At 70.9% G+C, this 19,425-nt stretch carries 17 protein-coding genes; 10 read left to right on the top strand and 7 right to left on the bottom strand.

Features of this window, described 5'->3' with window-relative positions:
• Positions 1 to 2: 2 nt before the first annotated feature.
• Both FM112_RS09160 and FM112_RS09155 read left to right on the top strand, forming a co-directional pair.
• A complete protein-coding gene (locus tag FM112_RS09160; protein ID WP_087006735.1) occupies positions 3 to 1,073 on the top strand; it encodes an Lrp/AsnC family transcriptional regulator in 1,071 nt (356 codons plus the stop codon).
• Positions 1,074 to 1,083: 10 nt separating this feature from the next.
• Positions 1,084 to 2,463, top strand: a complete 1,380-nt coding sequence (locus FM112_RS09155) for a DHA2 family efflux MFS transporter permease subunit (protein ID WP_087006733.1) — start codon at positions 1,084 to 1,086, stop codon at positions 2,461 to 2,463.
• Between the two features lie 18 nt (positions 2,464 to 2,481).
• On the opposite strand, the gene FM112_RS09150 is transcribed toward FM112_RS09155, so the two are convergent.
• Positions 2,482 to 3,312, bottom strand: coding sequence for a GAP family protein (locus FM112_RS09150; RefSeq protein ID WP_087006730.1), 831 nt, complete (start codon positions 3,310 to 3,312; stop codon positions 2,482 to 2,484).
• A 108-nt stretch (positions 3,313 to 3,420) separates the two neighbouring features.
• On the opposite strand from FM112_RS09150, the gene FM112_RS09145 reads away from it, so the two are divergent.
• Both FM112_RS09145 and FM112_RS09140 read left to right on the top strand, forming a co-directional pair.
• On the top strand, positions 3,421 to 4,794 hold the full coding sequence (locus FM112_RS09145) for a sensor histidine kinase (RefSeq protein ID WP_087006729.1): 1,374 nt from the start codon (positions 3,421 to 3,423) through the stop codon (positions 4,792 to 4,794).
• Complete coding sequence (locus tag FM112_RS09140) at positions 4,791 to 5,450, top strand: response regulator transcription factor (RefSeq protein ID WP_087006727.1); 660 nt, start codon at positions 4,791 to 4,793, stop codon at positions 5,448 to 5,450. The genes FM112_RS09145 and FM112_RS09140 overlap by 4 nt, the downstream gene beginning before the upstream one ends.
• Positions 5,451 to 5,634: 184 nt before the next feature.
• On the opposite strand, the gene FM112_RS09135 is transcribed toward FM112_RS09140, so the two are convergent.
• The 3 genes from FM112_RS09135 to FM112_RS09125 form a co-directional block, all read right to left on the bottom strand.
• Positions 5,635 to 7,890: a cation-translocating P-type ATPase gene (locus tag FM112_RS09135; RefSeq protein ID WP_087006725.1), complete on the bottom strand. Its 2,256-nt coding sequence runs from the start codon at positions 7,888 to 7,890 to the stop codon at positions 5,635 to 5,637.
• Positions 7,887 to 9,929 (bottom strand): cytochrome c oxidase assembly protein, encoded by a 2,043-nt coding sequence (locus FM112_RS09130; protein ID WP_217874499.1) that lies wholly within the window; start codon positions 9,927 to 9,929, stop codon positions 7,887 to 7,889. The genes FM112_RS09135 and FM112_RS09130 overlap by 4 nt, the downstream gene beginning before the upstream one ends.
• Before the next feature lie 97 nt (positions 9,930 to 10,026).
• Positions 10,027 to 10,254, bottom strand: coding sequence for a heavy-metal-associated domain-containing protein (locus FM112_RS09125; protein WP_087006720.1), 228 nt, complete (start codon positions 10,252 to 10,254; stop codon positions 10,027 to 10,029).
• Positions 10,255 to 10,366: 112 nt separating this feature from the next.
• On the opposite strand from FM112_RS09125, the gene FM112_RS09120 reads away from it, so the two are divergent.
• The 3 genes from FM112_RS09120 to FM112_RS09110 are packed head-to-tail and all read left to right on the top strand — an operon-like array spanning position 10,367 to position 13,516.
• Complete coding sequence (locus FM112_RS09120) at positions 10,367 to 10,960, top strand: DUF5134 domain-containing protein (RefSeq protein ID WP_087006718.1); 594 nt, start codon at positions 10,367 to 10,369, stop codon at positions 10,958 to 10,960.
• Between the two features lie 46 nt (positions 10,961 to 11,006).
• Entirely contained in the window at positions 11,007 to 11,759 is a 753-nt protein-coding gene (locus FM112_RS09115; RefSeq protein WP_087006716.1) for a YcnI family protein, read from the top strand.
• Positions 11,756 to 13,516, top strand: coding sequence for a CopD family protein (locus FM112_RS09110; RefSeq protein ID WP_087006714.1), 1,761 nt, complete (start codon positions 11,756 to 11,758; stop codon positions 13,514 to 13,516). The genes FM112_RS09115 and FM112_RS09110 overlap by 4 nt, the downstream gene beginning before the upstream one ends.
• 45 nt (positions 13,517 to 13,561) lie before the next feature.
• Here the strand turns inward: FM112_RS09110 and FM112_RS09105 are convergent, their stop codons facing one another.
• The 3 genes from FM112_RS09105 to FM112_RS09095 all read right to left on the bottom strand — a co-directional run bounded on the left by FM112_RS09105 (position 13,562) and on the right by FM112_RS09095 (position 15,528).
• On the bottom strand, positions 13,562 to 14,368 hold the full coding sequence (locus tag FM112_RS09105; protein ID WP_087006711.1) for a M56 family metallopeptidase: 807 nt from the start codon (positions 14,366 to 14,368) through the stop codon (positions 13,562 to 13,564).
• 3 nt (positions 14,369 to 14,371) lie between these two features.
• Entirely contained in the window at positions 14,372 to 14,755 is a 384-nt protein-coding gene (locus FM112_RS09100; protein ID WP_087006710.1) for a BlaI/MecI/CopY family transcriptional regulator, read from the bottom strand.
• Between the two features lie 131 nt (positions 14,756 to 14,886).
• On the bottom strand, positions 14,887 to 15,528 hold the full coding sequence (locus FM112_RS09095) for an IclR family transcriptional regulator (RefSeq protein WP_087006707.1): 642 nt from the start codon (positions 15,526 to 15,528) through the stop codon (positions 14,887 to 14,889).
• Positions 15,529 to 15,774: 246 nt separating this feature from the next.
• Here FM112_RS09095 and FM112_RS09090 point away from each other — a divergent pair, with 246 nt between their 5' ends.
• The 3 genes from FM112_RS09090 to FM112_RS09080 form a co-directional block, all read left to right on the top strand.
• The gene (locus tag FM112_RS09090; RefSeq protein ID WP_087006705.1) at positions 15,775 to 16,854 is read left to right on the top strand and encodes an isocitrate/isopropylmalate dehydrogenase family protein; all 1,080 of its coding nucleotides are present in this window, start codon (positions 15,775 to 15,777) and stop codon (positions 16,852 to 16,854) included.
• 63 nt (positions 16,855 to 16,917) lie between these two features.
• Positions 16,918 to 17,898 carry a D-isomer specific 2-hydroxyacid dehydrogenase family protein gene (locus FM112_RS09085; RefSeq protein ID WP_087006703.1) on the top strand — a complete coding sequence of 327 codons (981 nt, stop codon included), beginning with the start codon at positions 16,918 to 16,920 and terminating at the stop codon, positions 17,896 to 17,898.
• A 60-nt stretch (positions 17,899 to 17,958) separates the two neighbouring features.
• Positions 17,959 to 19,425 (top strand): 2-hydroxycarboxylate transporter family protein (locus FM112_RS09080; RefSeq protein WP_176386763.1); only part of this gene is annotated, 1,467 nt, incomplete at its 3' end.

Genomic DNA, 19,425 nt, shown 5'->3' with positions numbered 1-19,425 from the left:
CCATGCGGAAAATCTCGCGAAACGATCGCCTTTACGAGCCCTCGATCCTCGACGACGAGGACGCGATGCTCATCCACGCGCTGCAGATCGCCCCGCGGGCGTCCTGGGCGGAGCTCGGCGCCGTGCTCGGCGTCCACCCCTCGACGCTCGCGACGCGCTGGCAGCGGATCGTCGACGCGGGCGTGGCCTGGGTCAGCGCGCATCCGATCGGCACGCGGACGAACCCGATGCTCGTGTTCATCGAGGTCCGCTGCGGCCTCGCCGTGCGCGAGACCGTGATCGGCGCGTTCTCGCGGTTCCCCGAGATCGTCTCGATCGACATCTCGGCCCGGGACCGCGACATGCTGCTCACCGTCTCCGCGGACTCGATCGAATCGGTCTCGGAGTGGCTGATGCCGGAGATCGCGAAGATCCCCGGCGTCGTGCACCTCGACATCTCGATGGTCACGCGGCTCCACTTCGGCGGGGACGGGTTCCGGATGCGCGCGCTGGGCCGCGAGCAGCAGCGGGCCGCCGAGCGGCTCGCCCCGCGGCGGGCCGAGCGGGGGCCGGCCTCCCGCATCCATCCCGACGTGCTGCGGGCCCTCGTCTACGACGGCCGCCGCCCCGCCGCCGACATCGCGCGGGAACTGGGGCTCGCCGAGGCCACCGTGCGCCGGCAGATCCGCTCCGCGCTCGCGCGGGACGTGCTGCGGCTGCGCTGCGACGTCTCGCAGGACATGACGGGGCTCCCGGTGACCTGCCAGTGGTACGGCGCGCTCCCCGCCGCGCTGCACGACGCCGCGGCCGAGGCGATCTCGCACCTGCCCGGCCTGCGCCTGTGCGCCTCGACGACGGGGCGCACGAACTTCTTCATCGTGATGTGGCTGCGCTCGGTGGGGGACGTGCTCGCCGTCGAGCAGGAGCTCGCCGCGGCGGTGCCCGAGCTCGAGCTGCGCGAGAACGCCGTGGCGCTGCAGATCGTCAAGCGCGTCGGCTGGCTGCTCGGCGAAGGCGGGCGCGCCACGGGCGAGGTGGTCCCGCCTCGGTGGGGCCTGCCCCGCGGCGCGGCGGCGGCCCGCGCGGTCGGCTAGGTTGGGGGAAATGACCCCCGAGATCCCCATGCGGCAGGCCTGGCGGGCGCTCGCGGCGCTCTGCGTCGGCCTGTTCACGACGCTCGTCGACCAGTCGCTCGTGGCCGTGGCGGTGCCGCACATCCGCGAGGACCTGGGCGCGAGCGTCAACCAGGTGGTGTGGGTCTCGGCCGTCTACCTGCTCATGTTCGCCGCCCCGCTGCTCGTCACGGGGCGGCTCGGCGACCGCTTCGGGCAGCGCAACGTGTACCTCGTCGGCATGGCGGTGTTCGTCGCCGCCGCGCTCGCGTGCGCCTTCGCGCCCACCATCGAGATGCTCATCCTCATGCGCGCCGTGCAGGGGCTCGGCGCCTCGCTGCTCAACCCGCAGCCGCTGAGCATCATCAACCGCATCTTCCCGCGCCACCGCCGAGGGGCCGCGATGGGCGTGTGGAGCGCCGTGGGCGGCTCCTCCGGCCTCATCGGCCCCACGCTCGGCGGGCTCATCGTCGGCACGGTCGGATGGCGGTGGGTGTTCCTGCTCTACGTGCCGCTCGGCCTGCTGGCGATCGCGCTCTCGGCGCGGTGGGTGCCGCGGCTGCCGACCGCGGTGCAGCGGATCGACCTGCTCAGCGTGCTCGTCTCGCTCGTCGCGGTGTTCGGGGTGGTGTTCACGCTGCAGCAGGGGCCCGAGCTGGGCTGGCCGGCCTGGCTGTGGGCGCTGCTGGCGCTCGGCGCGCTCGCGGGCGTCCTGTTCCTGCGCCTCCAGCGCACCGCGGAGCGGCGGGGCCGCGCCGCGCTCGTGCCGCTGCGGCTCTTCCGCATCCGCAACTTCGCGCTCGGCGTCGGCTCGGTGGCCACGCTCGGGTTCACCGTCTACGCCATCCAGCTGCCGATCATGCTCTACCTGCAGATCGCCGCGGGCATGCCCTCCGAGCGGGCCGGCCTCATGATGATCCCGATGGCGCTCACCTCCATCGCGTTCGCGCCGCTCGTGGGGCGCCTCGCCGACCGGCTGCGCCCGGGCGCGGTCTCGCGCATCGGCTTCGCGTCGATGATCGCCGCGATGGCGCTGTTCGCCGCGCTCATGCGGGACGGCGTGCCGCCGGCCTGGCTCGTCCTGCCGCTCGTGCTGCTGGGCGCCTCGAACGCGCTGTGCTGGTCCTCCAACTCGACGATCTCGATGCGGCAGCTGCCGCCCGAGCTCGTGGGCGCGGGCTCCGGCGTCTACAACACCTCGCGGCAGGTGGGCGCGGTGCTCGGCGCGGCCGCGCTCGGCGCCGCGATGCAGATCGGCGTCTCGAGCACGGGCTTCGCGGACGCGATGGGGAACACGATGCTCGTGCCGATCGCGGTGCTCGTGGTCGGCTTCGCCGCCGTCTCGGGCTTCCGCTCCGACCTGGAGCGGTAGGCGGGCCCGGGGCAGAGCCTAGAAGACGGCCGGGGAGCAGTTGATGATGAGCACCGCGCCCACGATGCCGACGATCCACGCGAACGCCGACTCGGCGTGCTTCGCGAACCAGCGATCCAGCCGCTCGAGCGGGCCGCGCAGCGCCTGGGCGAAGAGCAGGCGGCCCAGCAGCATGACGAGCGCGGGCAGCAGCATCACGAGGCAGTAGCCCGCGAGCATCCACCCGGTCGTCGGCCAGCCGAGGTCGCTCGTGGTGAGCAGGCCGATCGCCGCGAGGTAGGGGATCATCGTCGCGACCTCGGCGAGGCCGGCGACCACCGCGAGGCCCATCAGCGCCCCGACGGAGCTGCGGGAGCGCGTCGCTGTGCCGGTGCCGGTGCCGCGATGCGGATCGGCGCCCGCGCGGGCGGCCTCGGCGGTCCCGGCAGCCCCGGCGGGGCCGGCCTCCGCGTCGTCGCCCATCGCGATCCGCCGCCAGCGCGCGATCCTCGTCCCGCCGCCCCGCTCGGCGCGGCGCGCCTTCGCCTTCTCGGAGTCGAGCGCGAAGCTCCACCACACGAGCGCGATGCCGCCCGCGAGGCCGAGCATCGGCACGACGGGCAGCGCGGCGAGCCCCTCCACGAAGGGCACGATCCACCCGGCCCCGGCCAGCAGGACGAGGCCGACGACGAAGTAGAAGCCGCCGATCGCGAGCAGGTAGGCGAGCAGCCGGAACGCGCGCACGCGGCCCGGCGTCATGAGCAGCCACACCGGGACGGCGAACGTGCCGTAGCTCAGCGAGTCGACGAGCGCGAGGCCGATCAGGACGGGGACGAGCGCGCCGGCGGAGGCGAGCAGTGCGATATCCATGCTCCGATCCTGCGCGGGCGCGGCGCCGCGCGCGTCTCGCGATGGTTGCGGACAGGGCTCTCACTTTGGTCGGATGCGGCGCCCCGCGCCGACCGGGATACTGGCGGTATGCCCGCCGCCGCCCGTCCCGTCCCCGCGCGCGACATCGCGTGGGCGGCGGCCGTGCTGCTCATCGGCGCCGGCCTCGTCGCGGCCGGTCTCGGCTCGAACGCGCAGCAGTCGCTGCTGCCGCAGCCGCAGAGCCCGTGGTGGCATCTGGGCCCGCTCGCGATCGCCTGCGCGGCCGCCGCCGTCGCCACGCGGCATCCCCTCGGCGCCCTCCTCGTCTCCTCGGCGATGGTGCTCGTGGACGCCCTGCTCGGCACGCACGTCGCGACGCTCATGGCCTGGACGCTCTCGCTCTACGCGATCGGCCGCTACGGCTCGGCCGGTCAGCGCGGCCGCGCGCTGTGGCTGATCGGCGCGACGGCCGTGCTCGTCACGGGCTGGGTGCTCTGGCGGAGCGGGGACGCCGCGGTCACGACCGCCGCCGCGGTGCAGTTCGTGCTCTTCATCGCCCTGCCGCTGTGGTGGAGCTCCGAGGTGCGGGCCGGCGACGAGCAGGTGGGCGCGGCCCGGGCGCGGGCGGAGGCCGACCGGCGCCTCGCGGAGCTCGAGCGCGTCGAGGCCATCCGCGAGGAGCGTGGCCGCGTGGCCCGCGACCTCCACGACACCGTCTCGTCCCACCTCTCGACCATCGCGATCTACACGACCGGTGCGCTCGACCTGCCGCCTAGCCCGGACCGGGACCGCGGCGTGCTCGCCGAGGTGCGCGGGGCCGCGCTCGCGGGGCTCGACGACATGCGCGAGCTCATCGACGTGCTGCGCTCGCACCCGGCCGAGGAGGAGGCGGACGCCGCGCCCGAGCGCCTCGAGTCGCTGTTCGAGGAGCTGCGGTCGGCCGGGCTCGAGATCCGGGTCGAGGCGGACGCGGCGGCCCGAGCGCTGCTGCTCGGCGGCCCGGCGGAGGCTGCGGACGGCGGGGCTGTGGAGGCTGTGGATGTCGGCCCTGCGGACGCTGCGGACGGCTGGTCTGCGGAGGCCGCGAATGGCGGCTTGGCGGAAGACGGTTGCGCGGAGGACGGCCTCGCGGAGGATGGCGCCGCGGAGGACGGCGCCGCGGTGCGGCGGGTCGCGGGCCGGCTCCTGCGGGAGGCGCTGACGAACGCGCTCAAGCACGGCGCCGGCGCCGCCGAGATCGAGCTGCGGCTGGACGGCTCGGTGCTCGAGATCGAGGTCGTCAACCCCATCGGCGACGCGGGGGAGGCGCCGGCCGCGGGCGGCGGCGTGGGGCTCGGGTCCATGGCCCGTCGCGTGCGCGAGCACGGCGGCTCGTTCCGCTCCGGCGCATCCGCATCCGCCCCGGCCGAGGGCGGGAAGGCGCTGTGGTGCGTGCGCGCCACGCTGCCCCTCGGCGCGGGGGACGGGGGAGTCGGGCGATGATCCGAGTGCTGCTCGCCGACGACCACGCCGCCATCCGCGCGGGCCTGCGGATGATCCTCGATCACGCCGACGGCGTCGAGGTCGTCGGCGAGGCCGCGGACGGCGAGGCGGCGATCCGTAACGTCCGCGCACTCGAGCCGGACGTCGTGCTCATGGACATGCGCATGCCCGGCACCGACGGCGCCGCGGCCACGACGGTGCTCGCGGCCGAGGGCGTACGAGTGCTCGTGCTCACGACCTATGACGAGGACGAGGTGGTGTTCGCCGCCATCCGCGCCGGCGCGGACGGATTCCTGCTCAAGACCGCCTCCGCGCCCGAGATCCTCGAGGCGATCCGCCGCGTGGCCGCGGGGGAGGGCGTGGTCGCCCCGCAGGTCACCCGCCGCGTGCTCCGCGCGGTGGCCGAGCAGGAGCCGCCGCGGGCGGGCGAGCAGGTTACGGCGGCGGGGCTCACCGAGCGCGAGACCGAGATCCTCGCCGAGATCGGCCGGGGCGCCTCGAACACCGACATCGCGCGGCGCCTCGGCATCACGCTCGGCACCACCAAGTCGCACGTGTCGCGCGTGCTCATGAAGCTCGACGTCGAGTCGCGCACCCAGGCCGCGCTCCTGGCCCGGGATGCCGGCCTCGGCGGCGGTCGGACACGGGATGCGTGAGGGCATGCTGCGGGCGCCATGCACCGATCTACGCCTACGATATGGAGCAATCCTGTCGTGCATCGTGCAGCGCGGAGGACTTGCCCGAGGTAGAGCCAGGTGTTCGAGGCCCGGCCTGCTCGGCGCCGGAGCCGACCAGCGAACCCAGCGCTCGACTGCATCGAGCTGACGACGCAGGCGGGTCTCAGCGGCGTTCGGAAAGCCCGCGGACACGCTGGATGCGAAGGCTGTTGTAGACCACGAAGATCGATGAGAGCGACATCGCTCCGGCTGCGATGAGGGGGTTGAGCAGTCCCAGGGCGGCGAGGGGGATCGCGGCGACGTTGTAGCCGAAGGCCCAGACCAGGTTGGTTCGTATGGTGCGCAGGGTCTTCCTGGCGATGGCGATCGCATCCGGGATCACGAGCAGATCATCGCGCACGAGGATGATGTCCGCAGCTTTGAGCGCGATATCGGTGCCGGCGACCACGGCCAGGCCGAGATCCGCAGTGGCGAGGGCGACCGCGTCGTTGATGCCGTCGCCGACCATCGCGACTTGCTCTCCCCGGCCCTGCAGCTCGCGGATCACCTCCGCCTTCTGCGAGGGGAGCACGCCCGCGTGCACCCGGTCGATACCCAGCGCGACCGCCACGCGGCGCGCGGCCGGAGTGCTATCGCCGGTGAGCAGCACCGTTTCGAGGCCTTGCGATTGGAGCAGGGATACTGCGCGCTCGGCATTCGGCTTGATCGCGTCGGTGAGCGTCAGCACGCCGATGAGCTCGCCGTCCTCCGCGACGAATACCGCGGTGTAGCCGTTCTCATCGGCGGTCTCGGATGCCTCCCGGGCCGCCGGCCCCAGCTCCACGGCGTGCTCGTGCATGAGCGCTTCGTTGCCGATGAGCACGCGACTGGCCCCGATGCGCGCCGAGGCGCCCAGCCCCGGATGGGCGCTGAAGTCCTCCGGCGTCTGCAGCCCGGTGGTCTGCCTGCGGGCCGACTCCTCGATGGCGCGGGCGATGGCGTGCTCCGAGCCGCGTTCCACCGACCCGGCGAGGTGCAGCAGTTCGGTCCGGGTCACGCCGATCGGCGTGACCGTCACCACGGTCATCGTGCCGGTGGTGAGCGTTCCGGTCTTGTCGAGGACCACGGTCGTGATCCCTCCCGAGGCTTCGAGGGCGTCGTGGCCCTTGATGAGGATGCCCAGCGTGGCCGCCCGGCCGATCCCGACCATCAGCGCGGTGGGCGTGGCCAGCCCGAGCGCGCAGGGGCAGGCGATGATCAGTACGCTCACGCCGATGCCGAAGGCCTGTTCCGCAGGTGCTCCGGTGATCGCCCAGACCGTGCCGACCGCGATCGACAGTGCGATCACGGCGGGGACGAACCAGGTGACGATACGGTCGACGAGCTTCTGCACGCCGGCCTTGCGCGCCTGCGCTTGCTCCGTCAGTACGGCCATCTGCGCCAGTTGGGTGTGTGCGCCCACGGAGGTGGCCGTCACCTCGAGCCTGCCGTCGGTGCAGATGGTTCCTCCCGTGACCTCGCCGCCCGGTGATACCGCTACGGGCGCTGGTTCGCCGGTCATCGCGCTCGTATCGATCGCGGCGGTGCCCTGAAGGATCGTGCCGTCGGCAGGGATGGTCTCTCCGGGAAGGGTGACGAATACGTCGCCCACCTGCAGCTTCGCGACCGGCTCGACGGTCTCGGCGCCGTCGCGCAGCACGCGGACGTGCGTGGCCGCGAGCTCGTTGAGCGCGCCGAGCACATCGCCGGCTCTGCGGCGGGAGCGCGTCTCGAAGTACCGTCCCGCCAGCTGGAAGGTGGTCATGCCCGCGGCTACATCGAGATACAGGGAGTTCGCGCCGTCGGGGGCCAGGCCGAATCCGATCCAGTACGTCGGCCCGGAGGCCGTTCCCGGGCCGAAGAGCAGGCTGGCGGCGGACCAGCCGAAGGACGCGATGATCCCCAGCGAGACCAAGGTGTCCATGCTCACGAGCCCGTGCCGGAGATTCCGGAAGGTGGCCCGGTGGAATGGCCAGGCGGCCCAGGCCACGATCGGCAATGCGATGAGCAGGCAGATCCATTCCCACCCGGGGAACCGCCATTCGGGGACGAGTGCGAGGACGATGGTGATGTCCATCAGCGGAATCGTGAGCAGCGCCGCGACGGCGAGCCGCCGCCGCAAGGACCCGATTCGAATCTCGGTGGCACGGGCCGACCACGCATCGTCCGAGCCATCGCGCAGATGCGCGCCATAGCCCGCTCGCTCGACCTGCGCGAGGGCCAGATGGGCCTGCTTCGGGCCGAGGCCGCTCACGAGCGCCCGCTCGGTCGCGTAGTTGACCGTCGCCTCGACGCCATCGAGTTTGTTCAGCGCTCGTTCGACCCTGCCCGCGCAAGCGGCGCAGGTCATACCCGAGACGTCGAGCTCGATCGACTCGACTGGGGAGGTGGTGGCGGTCATCGGGAGGCATCCTTCGGGGCGTTGTGGCGGGTTCTCGGCCCAGTTGCGTCGGGGCTGGATTCAGCGGTGTCGCGGCCGGTCTCAGCACTGTCGCGGTCGGGCTCGGGGGTGGGGTTGGAGCGTTCGGCCAGGCGCGCGAGCATCTGGTTGTAGGCGACGAATTCGTCATCCCGCCCGGTGTCGAAATGTCGGTCCTTCCGGCGTGCGTCCTTCGCATCCTGCTTGCCCCACTGGATGACCAGGGTGACCACGACGATGAGCAGGGGGATCTCGCCGCCGGCCCAGGCCACGCCCCCGCCGACGTACTGCTGGGCCGGCAGATCAGCCCACGGCAGATCCAGATAGCGGTAGAAGGTCTCCGCAATGATGTCGGTCTCTGCACTGGTCATGAGGATGATGCCGAAGAACGCGTGGAACGGCATCGCGGCGAGGGCGAAGCCGAGCTTGCCGATATGCGGCAGCGGGCGCGGTGGACGGTCCACGCCGATGATGAGCCCGTAGTAGAGGTAGCCGACGATGAGGAAATGCATGTTCATGAACTGGTGCGCCCAATGGAACCGCATCGCCTCGCCGAAGATGCCGGTGAGGTAGAGGCCGTAGTAGGAACCCACGAAGAGCACGAACACGAGCAGCGGGTTGTAGAGGACCCTGAGCACGGGCCAGTGCAGCACCCAGGTCACCCAGTCGTGGAGCCCTGACGGCCCGTTGCTGCGCGAGCTGCTCGCGCGCAGCAGCAGCGTGATGAACCCGCCCAGTACGAGGAACCCCGGGGCGAGCATGTTCAGCGACATGTGCACGACCATGTGGATGCCGAAATCCGGAGCGGAGTACTTGCCGAAGCCGGAGCTGGTGGCGAAGACGACGACCGCCCAGCCCAGTACCCAGGAGATAGTCCGGCCTATTGGCCACTGGTCGCCGCGGCGGCGCAGCACGCGGACGGCGAGCAGGTACACCGCGATCGCGGCGAGCGAGATGGTGAGGAAGAGCAGGTTCGGCCGCCACTGGCCGAAGAGCACGTCGAAGGTCGGAGGGTCGTGCACCTCGAAGCCCATGAACACCTGCGAAATGCTGGTGGGTACGAAGTACTGCGGCGGCGGTTGGCGGGTCATCGCGGCGCCGACGCCGACCCAACCGGCGATCACGACCAGCGCGCTCGGCAGCAGCGCGTTGATGTGCTGCGCCTGCAGCTCGGCGCGCCGCCAGAGCCGCAGGGCGATCAGCGCCAGCACCAGCAGCACCGCGAGGAGCGCGCAGCGTGCGATGATGAACCAGCCGGTGAGGGACTCGGTCGCCGACGTCCCCGACAGTTTGAACCAGGCGATGACAGGTTCGGAGAGGATCAGAGCCGGCAGCGCCACCACGGCGATCGTGAAGATCCGTCGAAGCGTAGGAGGCGGGATCAGCCGACCCGAGAGCACCCGGAGGAAGGCGACCAGCAGCGGGCCCAGGAGGGCATGCGCCGCGACGGTCTGCACGATCGCCGCATCGCTGCCGAAGTCGTGCTCCGGCCCCACCAGCACCTGCCCGGTGACCACCGGGGCGAGAATACCGAACGCTGAGGCCCAGAGTGGGATGAGCATACCCGTCCAGCGGCGTGCGAAGAATGCGGCCACCAGCGCGGCGAGCGAGGCGATGAAGCTCACCGTCCAGGCGCGCGGCGCGGTGGCTGTGGCGTAGAGGAAGGCGAAATCCTGGGGCTGCGCGCTCCCCGACAGCGACTGCCCGGTGGAGTCGAAGGCTTCGAGGATGATCGAGCCTCCCGCGCAGGTGGACCAGAGCACTGCAGCAGCCTGGAGGATGGTGATCTCGAACGCGTCATCGACGAGCTGCGCACGGCGCCGCGAGGCGTCGCGGAGGAAGAGCAGCCAGATGAGTGCGCCCACGGTGGCGAGTGAGCCCAGGTCGGCGCCGGCGAGCAGGATCGAGGTGAGCACCCCCGTGTCGAGTCCCGGAAATCCCTGGTGAAGCGCGGTATAGGGGGCCGCGCCGAGCAGCACGGTGGTGGTCACCGGGACGGCGATGGCGATCGTGATCGCCACGGCCGCGAGCCCGGTCGCGGAGGGCCGAAATGAGGGGAGGACCGGAGGATCGGGGTGCGGTGGTGTTTTCGGGGCGGGCGAGGGCATGGGTAGGAGGCTAGCCCCGGGGTCGCTCGGCGGAGCTGCGCAGCGTGTACCCCGCGTCCGCGATCGCCTCGGCCACGACGGCCGGGTTCAGCGGTGCGGAGTGCAGAACGCGCACACGGCCGCTGGTGGCGTCGGCCTCGACGCCCTCGACCTGCGGGAGTCGCTCCAGTTCGGCGGTCACGGCTCGCTCGCAGTGCACGCAGGTCATTCCGTCGACGAGAAGCGCGGTGTCGTCCATGGTTCCTCCCGATTCCGATGAATGCTACTAACTCTACATCTTGTAGATTGCATCCTCGACTCGTGGCGAGTAGTGTTACTACTACATCATGTAGAGATAATCGAGGGGGGCCGTGTTCGAGCATCCGGTTGCGCAGTGGGGCTTCACCCTGGTCTTCGTGCTGCTGCTCGGCTACTCCGCGGTTCGGGCGTTCGTCGACCGAGCGAAGCCCGTCCAGACTATCGGCCACGCGCTTCACGGCGTCATGGCCGCCGATATGGCCATGATGTCCTGGCCCTGGTGGATGGACCTGCCGGGTTCGCCGCAGACGCTGTTCTTCTCGGTCGCGACGCTCTGGTTCCTCGGCATGTTCGTGCTGCAGGCAGGCGGCAGGCTGCCACGACGCATATTCGGCGGGCACGGCGCCGCGCATCAGGCCGCGCATGTGGCCATGATGCTGGCGATGGTGTGGATGGTCGTGGTCATGAGCGGCTCGCAGCCCTCGCAGGGCGGGCACGACCACGGATCGATGTCGGTACTCGCGGCGCTGACCGGAGTGGTGGTCGTCGTCGCGCTGCTGGTGTCCGGGGTGATCTTCGTGGTCGAGTTCGCGGACTGCGTGCGCGGCGCGGGAAAGGCCTGGCTCGGACACACCGGGGATATGGCATCCGGCGCCGTGATGTGCCTGAGCATGGCGGCGATGTGCCTGCCCATGCTCGTGCAGTGATGCCGTGCGCCGCGCGGCATATCCGTTGGAGAGGAAAAGAGGAAAGATGACGAACACCACCACAGCCCGCGGTCGGTCGGGCGCGAAGCGCTCGCTGCTCATGGGCGCCGCCGTGACGCTGGGCTCTGCGGCGCTGATGCTCGGCGGCGCGGGAGCCGCGAGCGCGCACGTCACCGTGGCCGCCGATACCGCCGAGGCGGGAGCCTACGCGGTGCTGACGTTCAGCGTGCCGCATGGCTGCGGCGAATCGCCGACCACCTCGGTGTCGATCCAGATCCCTGAGGAGATCTCATCCGTCACCCCAACGCGGAATCCGCTCTACTCGGTCGAGACGGTGCACCAGGCGTTGGAGACGCCGGTGGAGGATAGCCACGGCAATGAGGTGACCGAGCAGGTCTCCGAGGTGGTGTACCGCACGGATACGCCGCTACCCGCAGATCAGCGCGACACCTTCGAACTCTCGGTCAAGCTTCCCGAGGACGCCGCAGGCACGACGCTCCACTTCCCCACGGTGCAGACCTGCGAAGAGGGCGAGTCGGCCTGGGTGCAGATCGCGGCCGAGGGGCAGGACCCCCACGAACTCGAGCTGCCCTCGCCCGAGCTGCAGGTGGTCGCCCCCGGCGACCATGAGCACGAGGCCGCGGACGCCGAGGGACAGGACGCGACGGCCCCGGATGCGTCGGCAGCCGCCGGCGGCTCGACGGCGAACGGTCCGCTGGTGATCACCTCGCTGGCCCTGGGCGGGCTCGGGCTGGTGGTCGCCATCTTCGCCCTGCTCCGGACGCGGAACAAGGCATGACCGCTGCCGTCACGGGAAAGAGGCGCGCGCTGGTGCGGAGGCTGCCGGTTCGCCGAGCGCAGGCCTGGCGGCTCATGCTCGCGGCGATCCTCGGCTGCGCACTGGCGCTGAGCCTTGCGGTGCAGCCGACCTCCGCGCACGCCGTGCTTCTGAGCACGAGCCCTGCCGACGGCGAGGTGATCGAGGAACTGCCCGAGGCCGCTGAGCTGCGCTTCAACGAGTCGGTTCAGCTCATCGACGGCGCGATCCGCCTCTTTCCCGGTGACGGCGAGCCCATCCTGCTGGATGCGAGCACGAGCGACCAGTCCGTGCTGATCACCCTGCCGACAGAGCTTGACCGAGGCACCTACACGCTGAGCTATCGAGTGGTGTCCGCCGACGGGCATCCCGTCGACGGCGCGATCGTGTTCCATCTCGGCGAGCCCTCGAGCTCGGGCGGCACAACCGTTCCGCTGGACAGCGCGACGCCGGCCTCGACGGAATCCGCGGTGGTCATCCTTACCGCCCTGCAGTATCTTGGCCTGCTCGTCTTCGCGGGGCTGCTGTGCTTCGACCGCCTCGTCCGTCGGGGAGGAGGCGGCGGCAGGCGATGGTACCGCCGCGCCTGGCTGCTTTCCTTCGGTGTCGGCGCGGTCGCCTCGTTGCTGCTCATCCCCGCCTCGGCGCTGCGGATCGTGGGGGAACCCCTGGCTGCTGTCGGCGCAGTGAGCGGCTGGCTCGGGGCGGTGCAGTCGCAGCCGCTCATCGTGGCGGGGATCGTGCTGCTCGCCGGCGGTATCGCTTTGGCGCTGAGCCGCCGTGGTGACGGCGCCCAGAGCTGCGATGCGTCGGGGCGACGCGCGTCGGCTCGCGCGTCGCTGACCGTGGCGTTCGCCGCCGTCGCCGTCTCGATGCCGGTGCTGGTGGGGCACACGCAGACGCGCGAGCCCGGCTGGCTGATCGTCGCCGCCGATATCGGGCATCTGCTCGCCGCCGCGTTCTGGACCGGCGGGGTCATCGGGCTGCTGCGCTCGCTCGGATCGGTGCATCCCGGCGCCGAGGACGGCGCCGACCGCGTGCGGGAGGCGATCGAGACCACATCCCGCTTCTCCCGCTACGCGCTGTGGAGCGTGGTGCTGCTCGCGGTCAGCGGCACGGTCATGACGCTGCTGATCCTCGATGAGCCGTCGCAGCTGCTCGAAACCGGATACGGCCGGACGCTGCTGATCAAGCTGGGCATCGTGCTCGCGGTGGTGCTGCTGGGCGCCTGGAATCGGAAGCGGCTGCTGCCGCAGATCGCCGCGAAGCCCACGACCCGGATGCGCTGGGCCGGCCTCCGACGTCTGCTCGCCTATGAAGCGGCGCTCATCGTCACCATCGTCGCGATCACCGGTTACCTCAGCAACGCGAGTCCGGACCACCAGCATCACACCGCCGAGGCGCAGCCGACGGCCCCGCAGGAGCTGGAGGTTCGGGCGGAATCGCAGGGACTGCTCGTCGACGGCATACTCGGGCCCGCTTTCGCGGGGGAGAACACGCTGACATTCTCGCTCGAGTACGAGGGCGAGCCGCTTCGCTCGGAGGAGGTGCAGGTGTCCGCGCGGCTGCCCGAGCAGGGGCTCGGACCGCTGCCGGCGGAGGTCGTGCTGGACCCGCAATCGGGCGACTACCGGGCGCAGCTCACGCTGCCCGTTGCCGGGGAATGGCAGATCGAGATCACCGCGCGGGTCTCGACGTATGCGCAGCCGATCGCCCTGATCAGCGTCCCCATCGCCTGACTCGGGTTCCGGCTCGGTTCCGGTCCAAGTCAGATCCGGTCCGGATCAGATCCGAACCGGCTCGGGTACCCGGCGGCGCGAGGCGACGGGCCACCGGCGCAGCGTCATCCGCTCTGCCCGCAAGTCGAGGGTGGGATCGGCGGTGATCCGGCCGATTCGGACGAGCGCATTCGCGAGATTGGCGGGCCCGGCCTGCTTAGCCGCGATATCGTCCGCGATCAGCTCGATGAGCAGCAGCGTCGCCTTCCGCAGCCGTCGGCCGGCCGGCAGCGCCCGCGGCAGGCAGAGCGCGTTGATCTCCGCCGCCCGCACCGCCCAGCCGTGGCGGTGCCGAAGGTGAGCGTACTCGTGCGCGACCACTGCGCGCAGCTGTGCAGTGGTCAACGCCTCCTCGAGGGCGGTCGAGATGAGGATCTCCGGCGATCGGCCCGGGATCGCACAGGCCGTGGGCTCATCCGAGCCGAAGCGCACCAGGGTGAAGGCACCGCGGTCCTCGCGCGAGATCGCGATAGGCGCGACCGTCTGCGCGGCACGCCGATGCGATTCCCCCAGGGGTTCCGCCGAGACGGCGATGAGCGCGATGACCGCCCCCACTGCGCCGAGGCTGAACCAGGGAAGCATCGTGAGGAAGATCGCCTCGCTCCAGGAGCCGGCCCTGGAGGCGAGAAGGCCCACCACGACGCTGGCAACGATGGAAGCGGCGGCGCAGAGACATCCGCACAGGACCGCCCCCCACCACAGTGCCAGGGCCAGCTGCGGGCGGCGCACCTGCCAGTGCCCGCCGGCGAGCACTGCGGGAGCGCCGATGAGACAGACGACCGCCGCGAGGAGGAAGCCGATGATCGCCGTCACGGGCTAGCCCGCTTTTCCACGGCGGCGCGGTCGGATCGCCTCCCGGAGCAGTTCGGCGTCCTCGTCGGTGAGATGTCCCGCGAACCGCAGCAGTGCGGCTTCGCGGTCGCCTGACTCCTCGAGCGCCGAGAGCATCGTCCTGCTCGCGTGCTCGTCACCCGAATGCGCGGCGCGGAAGCGGACCTTCCTGGGCGATTCTGCGGCCCGGACGACTTCGCCCTTCTTCTCGAGCCGGCCTAGCGCCGTCATCACGGTCGTATAGGCGGGCTGGCGTCCAACGACGGCAGCGCGGATCTCACGGGCGCTCAGCGGTGCCTCCTGAGTCCTGAGGATGCGCAGGATCTCGGCCTCGAGCTGTCCGGACTCACGGGTGCGCACTGTCGTCATGTCTCATCCTCCACTGATGCCGATTCGCACGAGCCATGAATGCGCGAAGGGCTGTGCCTCCCATTCTACGGTGCCCGCCCTCCTCCTCGGCACGTGTCGCGAAACGGGCCGCCTCATCCGGCGACCCGCGGTTACAGCGCGAGCCGCTCGCCGAGCGCGCGGGCCGCGGCCGCGAGCGTGCGACCCCACTCCTCACCCAGCGTCGTGGCGACCCTCGGCACCGGGGCGGCGAGGCAGATCGCGCCGATGATGCGGCCGTCGACGTCCACCGGGGCGCTGACGGAGCAGACGCCGACCGTGCGCTGCGAGATGCTCTCGATCCAGGGCAGATCCTCCGCGCCGGGGCGGCGGGTCTCGCCCAGCAGCACCCGGGCGGCGGAGCCCCCGTCACTCAGCGGCAGCGTCGTGCCCGTGGCGAGCGTTACGCGCAGCTCGTGCGGCGTCTCGACCGACTCGAGGCAGAGCCGGAGATCGCCGCGGCGCACCCAGAACTGCGTGGTCTCCGCGGTCTTGTCGCGCAGCGCCGTGAGCAGCGGCCTGGCGGCGAGGGCGAGCCGGCCGCTGTCGAACCGCAGACCGAGGCTGTAGACCCCCGCGCCGTCGCGCTGCAGCAGGCCGTGCGTCACCATCGAGGAGGCCAGCCGATGCGTGGTCGACACGCTCGTGCCGAGCCGTCGCGCGATAGCGCTCGCGGTCATGGGCTGGAACTCGACCACGTCGACGATGGCCATCGCCTTGTCGAGCACCCCGACCTCCGACACCGTTCTCGTCATGCTCGGAGCGTAATCCCATTATTCGGGAAGATCAACCGTCGAGCGGCGAGCGAAGGCGACGATCTCGACCCGGTGATATCTGCGAACTCCGTTGACATTGCAGGGAAGTCCGACGATTGACATTGATCTGGGCGGGAAACATGCTTCCCATAATGTAGGAAAAATCTGCCGAACCGTGGATTCCGGTTCGCGGCGTTGCTAGCTTCCCTGGGCACACGATGGTGCTGCATGCAAAGGAGCAGAGGAATGGCGAAGACGCCTTATGAAATCGCGGTGATCCCCGGGGACGGCATCGGCCCCGAGGTCGTCGATGCCGCACTGGCCGTGCTCGAGGAGTGCGAGCGGCGCTACGGCATCGCCCTCGCCTGCACGCCCTACGACTTCAGCGCGGAGCTCTACCGGCGCACCGGCAGGAAGATCACCGCGGCGGACATGGACGAGATCGGCGAGCGCTTCGACGCGGTGCTGTTCGGCGCCATGGGGCTGCCCGACGTGCGCGGCCCCGAGGGGCTCGAGCTGGGCGCCCAGGTCGAGATGCGCGCGCACTACGGGCTCTTCGCGAGCCTCCGCCCCGTGCGGCTCTTCGAGGGCGTGGAGGGGCCGCTCACCTCCCGCGACGTCGACATGCTCGTGATCCGGGAGACCTCGGAGGGCATGTTCGCGGGCCTCGGCGATGCGCACGAGCCGAGCGATGAGACGGCCACCGATCGCATGACCATCACGCGGGCCACGTGCGAGAAGCTCTTCGACGTGGCGTTCTCGCAGGCCCGCGCGCGCCGCAAGCGGGGCACGCCCGGGCACGTGACGCTGCTGCACAAGTCGAACGCGCTGCGCAGCAACGTGCTCATGGAGAAGGTGTTCGACGAGGTCGCGGCGGCGAACGACGACATCGGCAGCGCCAAGCACTACATCGACGTGGGGTCGATGTACATGGTCACCGACCCGGCGCGCTACGACGTCATCGTCACCGAGAACATCTTCGGCGACATCACCTCGGAGATCGCGGCGGGCATCGCCGGCGGCCTCGGCATCGCGCCCTCCGCAGACGTCAGCCTCGACCACGGGGTGTTCCAGCCCTCGCACGGCAGCGCCCCCGACATCGCGGGGCAGGGCGTCGCCAATCCCACGGCGATGATCCTGTCGGCCGCGATGATGCTGGAGTGGCTCGGCGAGCAGCACGCGGACGAGACGGCCACGGCCGTCGCGCAGCGCATCCAGAGCGCGGTGGAGACGATGCTCGCCGCGGGGACCACGCGCCCCCGCGACCTGGGCGGCGAGGCCGGCACCCGCGAGGTCGCCGACGCCGTGATCGACGCCCTGGCCTGACCGGGCCGGCGCCCCGCGGGGCGCCCCAGACCATCCCATCCACCGCGAGAAAGCCGTGCATCCATGACCTACAAGGTCCTCTTCCTCAACCCCCTCTCCGACTACATCGACGGCCTGCGGGCCGCGACCCCCGAGGGCTTCTCCCTCACCGTGCTGCCCCCGGAGGCCACCGAGGCCGAGATGATCCGCGAGGCGGCCGACGCCGACTTCGTCGTCTCGGGCGTCGAGGTGCCCGAGGCGGTGTTCCGGGCCGCGAAGCGCGCGAAGTTCGTGCAGTACATGAGCTCCGGCTACGGCCAGCTCCCGCTCGAGACGCTCGACGAGCTCGGCATCCCCGTGGCCCAGATGAAGACCCACTCGATCTCGGTGGGCGAGCACGCGATCACGCTGCTGCTGACGGTGCTGCGGCGCATCCCCGCCTCGATGCGGCTCCTGCGCGAGGGCAAGTGGCGCCCCGACCTCGACGAGACCTCCTACGGCGAGCTCTACGGCAAGACGGTGGGCATCGTGGGCCTCGGGAACATCGGCCGCTGGATCGGCCGGATCGTGAGCCAGGGCTTCGGCGCCCAGGTGATCTACTACGACCGCGCCGAGATCCCGATGACGGTCGCGGAGCTCATCCCCGCCGCCCCGGTGCCGCTCGACGAGCTCATGAGCCGCGCGGACGTCGTCTGCCTGAGCCTCCCCCTGAACGACGGCTCGGCCGGGCTGATCGGCCGCGAGCAGCTCGCCCTGATGAAGCCGAGCGGCGTGCTCGTCAACGTCGGGCGCGGCGAGGTGCTCGACGAGACCGCGCTCATCGAGGCGCTGCGCGAGGGCCGCATCGCCGGCGCCGGGCTCGACGTCTACGCCCGCGAGCCGCTGGACACCGCGAGCGAGCTGCTGAGCCTGCCCAACGCAGTGTGCACCCCGCACATGGCCGGGGTCGGCTGGGAGAACGTGCAGCGCAGGATCGCCACGGTGTGGCGGAACATCCACGCGGTGCTCGACGGCGAAGAGCCCAGCGGCGTGATCACCCGGGTGCGCCGCATCGACGCGGAATAGCCCGGCAACCCATCGCATCCCGCGCCCGCCGCGGCGACGCATCAGATCGAAAGGACAATGATGTCATCAGACGAGAGGACGCCCTCGCAGCCCGCCACGGAGGCGGGCGGCGGCGAGGGCCGAGACCGGAGCGCGCCGGAGCCGACGCGCACCGACCACATCGCGGTTCGCAACCCCGCGATCGCCACGCAGAAGAAGCGGTACACGTGGCGCCGCATCAACGACATGCCCATCCTGTGGTTCGCCGCGGTGTTCGCGACCGGCCTCGTGGCCGTCTACACGGGGTTCTTCCCGGAGGGGCTGCTCGGCGGCTTCACCGCGACGCTGCTCCTGGGCGGGCTGCTGACGTGGATCGGATCGATGATCCCGGTGGTGCGCGACTACGGGCTCGCGACGCTCCTGTGCACGTTCGTGCCCTCGGCGCTCATCTTCTTCGGCGCGATGCCGGACGTGGTGACCGAGACGGTGTCGACGTTCATGGACGACATCGGCTTCCTCGACTTCATCGTCGCGGCGATCATCACCGGTGCCGTGCTCGGCATGCCGCGCAAGCTCCTCATCAAGGCCGGGCCCCGCTTCATCGTGCCGCTGGCGGGATGCATCGTCCTCACCTTCGTCGTGATCGGCGCGATCGGGGCGCTGCTCGGCCGGGGATTCATCGACAGCGTCCTCATGATCGCCGCGCCCGCGATGGCCGGCGGCATCGGCGTGGGCGCCATCCCGATGTCGGAGATGTACGCGGCCGAGACGGGCAGCGACGTGGGCGTGTACTTCGGCCAGCTCGTGGCCGTCACGGCGCTGGCCAACGGCGTGTGCATCCTCTTCGCGGGCATCTTCAAGGGCGTCGGCAGCGCCAGGCCGAACCTCTTCCGGGGCTTCTACGGCAACGGCCAGCTCATGCGCATCGAGGACCGGGACGGCGGGCTCACCGCGCCGAAGAAGAAGGCGCAGGCGACCTTCCTCAGCCTCGGCAAGGGGCTGCTGATCACGGCGGTGCTCTACACGCTGGCGAGCATCCTCAACGGGTACATGCCGCTGCTGCACACGTTCGCGTGGCTCATCATCGCGGCCGCGGTGCTGAAGATCTTCAACCTGTTCCCGGACGAGCTGGAGGAGGCGGCCAGCGAGTGGGGCGACCTCATGACCACCTACTTCGTGCCGGCGCTGCTCGTGGGCGTCTCGATCGCGTACATCAACCTCGACGAGGTCATCGAGGCGGTGGCCGACCCGATCTTCCTGCTGCTGGTGGTGGTGACGGTGCTCGTCTCGGGGCTCGTGGCCGGAGTCCTCGGCTATCTGCTGAAGTTCCACTTCGTCGAGGCCGCGGTGATTCCGGGCTTCGTCATGGCCGACTCCGGAGGCAGCGGCGACGTGGCGGTGCTCTCGGCGGCGAACCTGATGCACCTCATGCCGTTCGCGGCGCTCGCGACGCGCATCGGTGGCGCGCTGACGCTCGATCGACGAAGCCGCGTAACGACCGCCCCCTCCTCCACCTCCGTACCTCCGAATCTTGGCCGCGAATGGTCG

The sequence above is a fragment of the Gulosibacter sp. 10 genome, assembly GCF_900163695.1.
Classification (GTDB): Bacteria; Actinomycetota; Actinomycetes; order Actinomycetales; family Microbacteriaceae; genus Gulosibacter.
The sequence above is the reverse complement of the archived record's forward strand: the minus strand, read 5'-3'. Positions and strand labels throughout refer to the sequence as shown.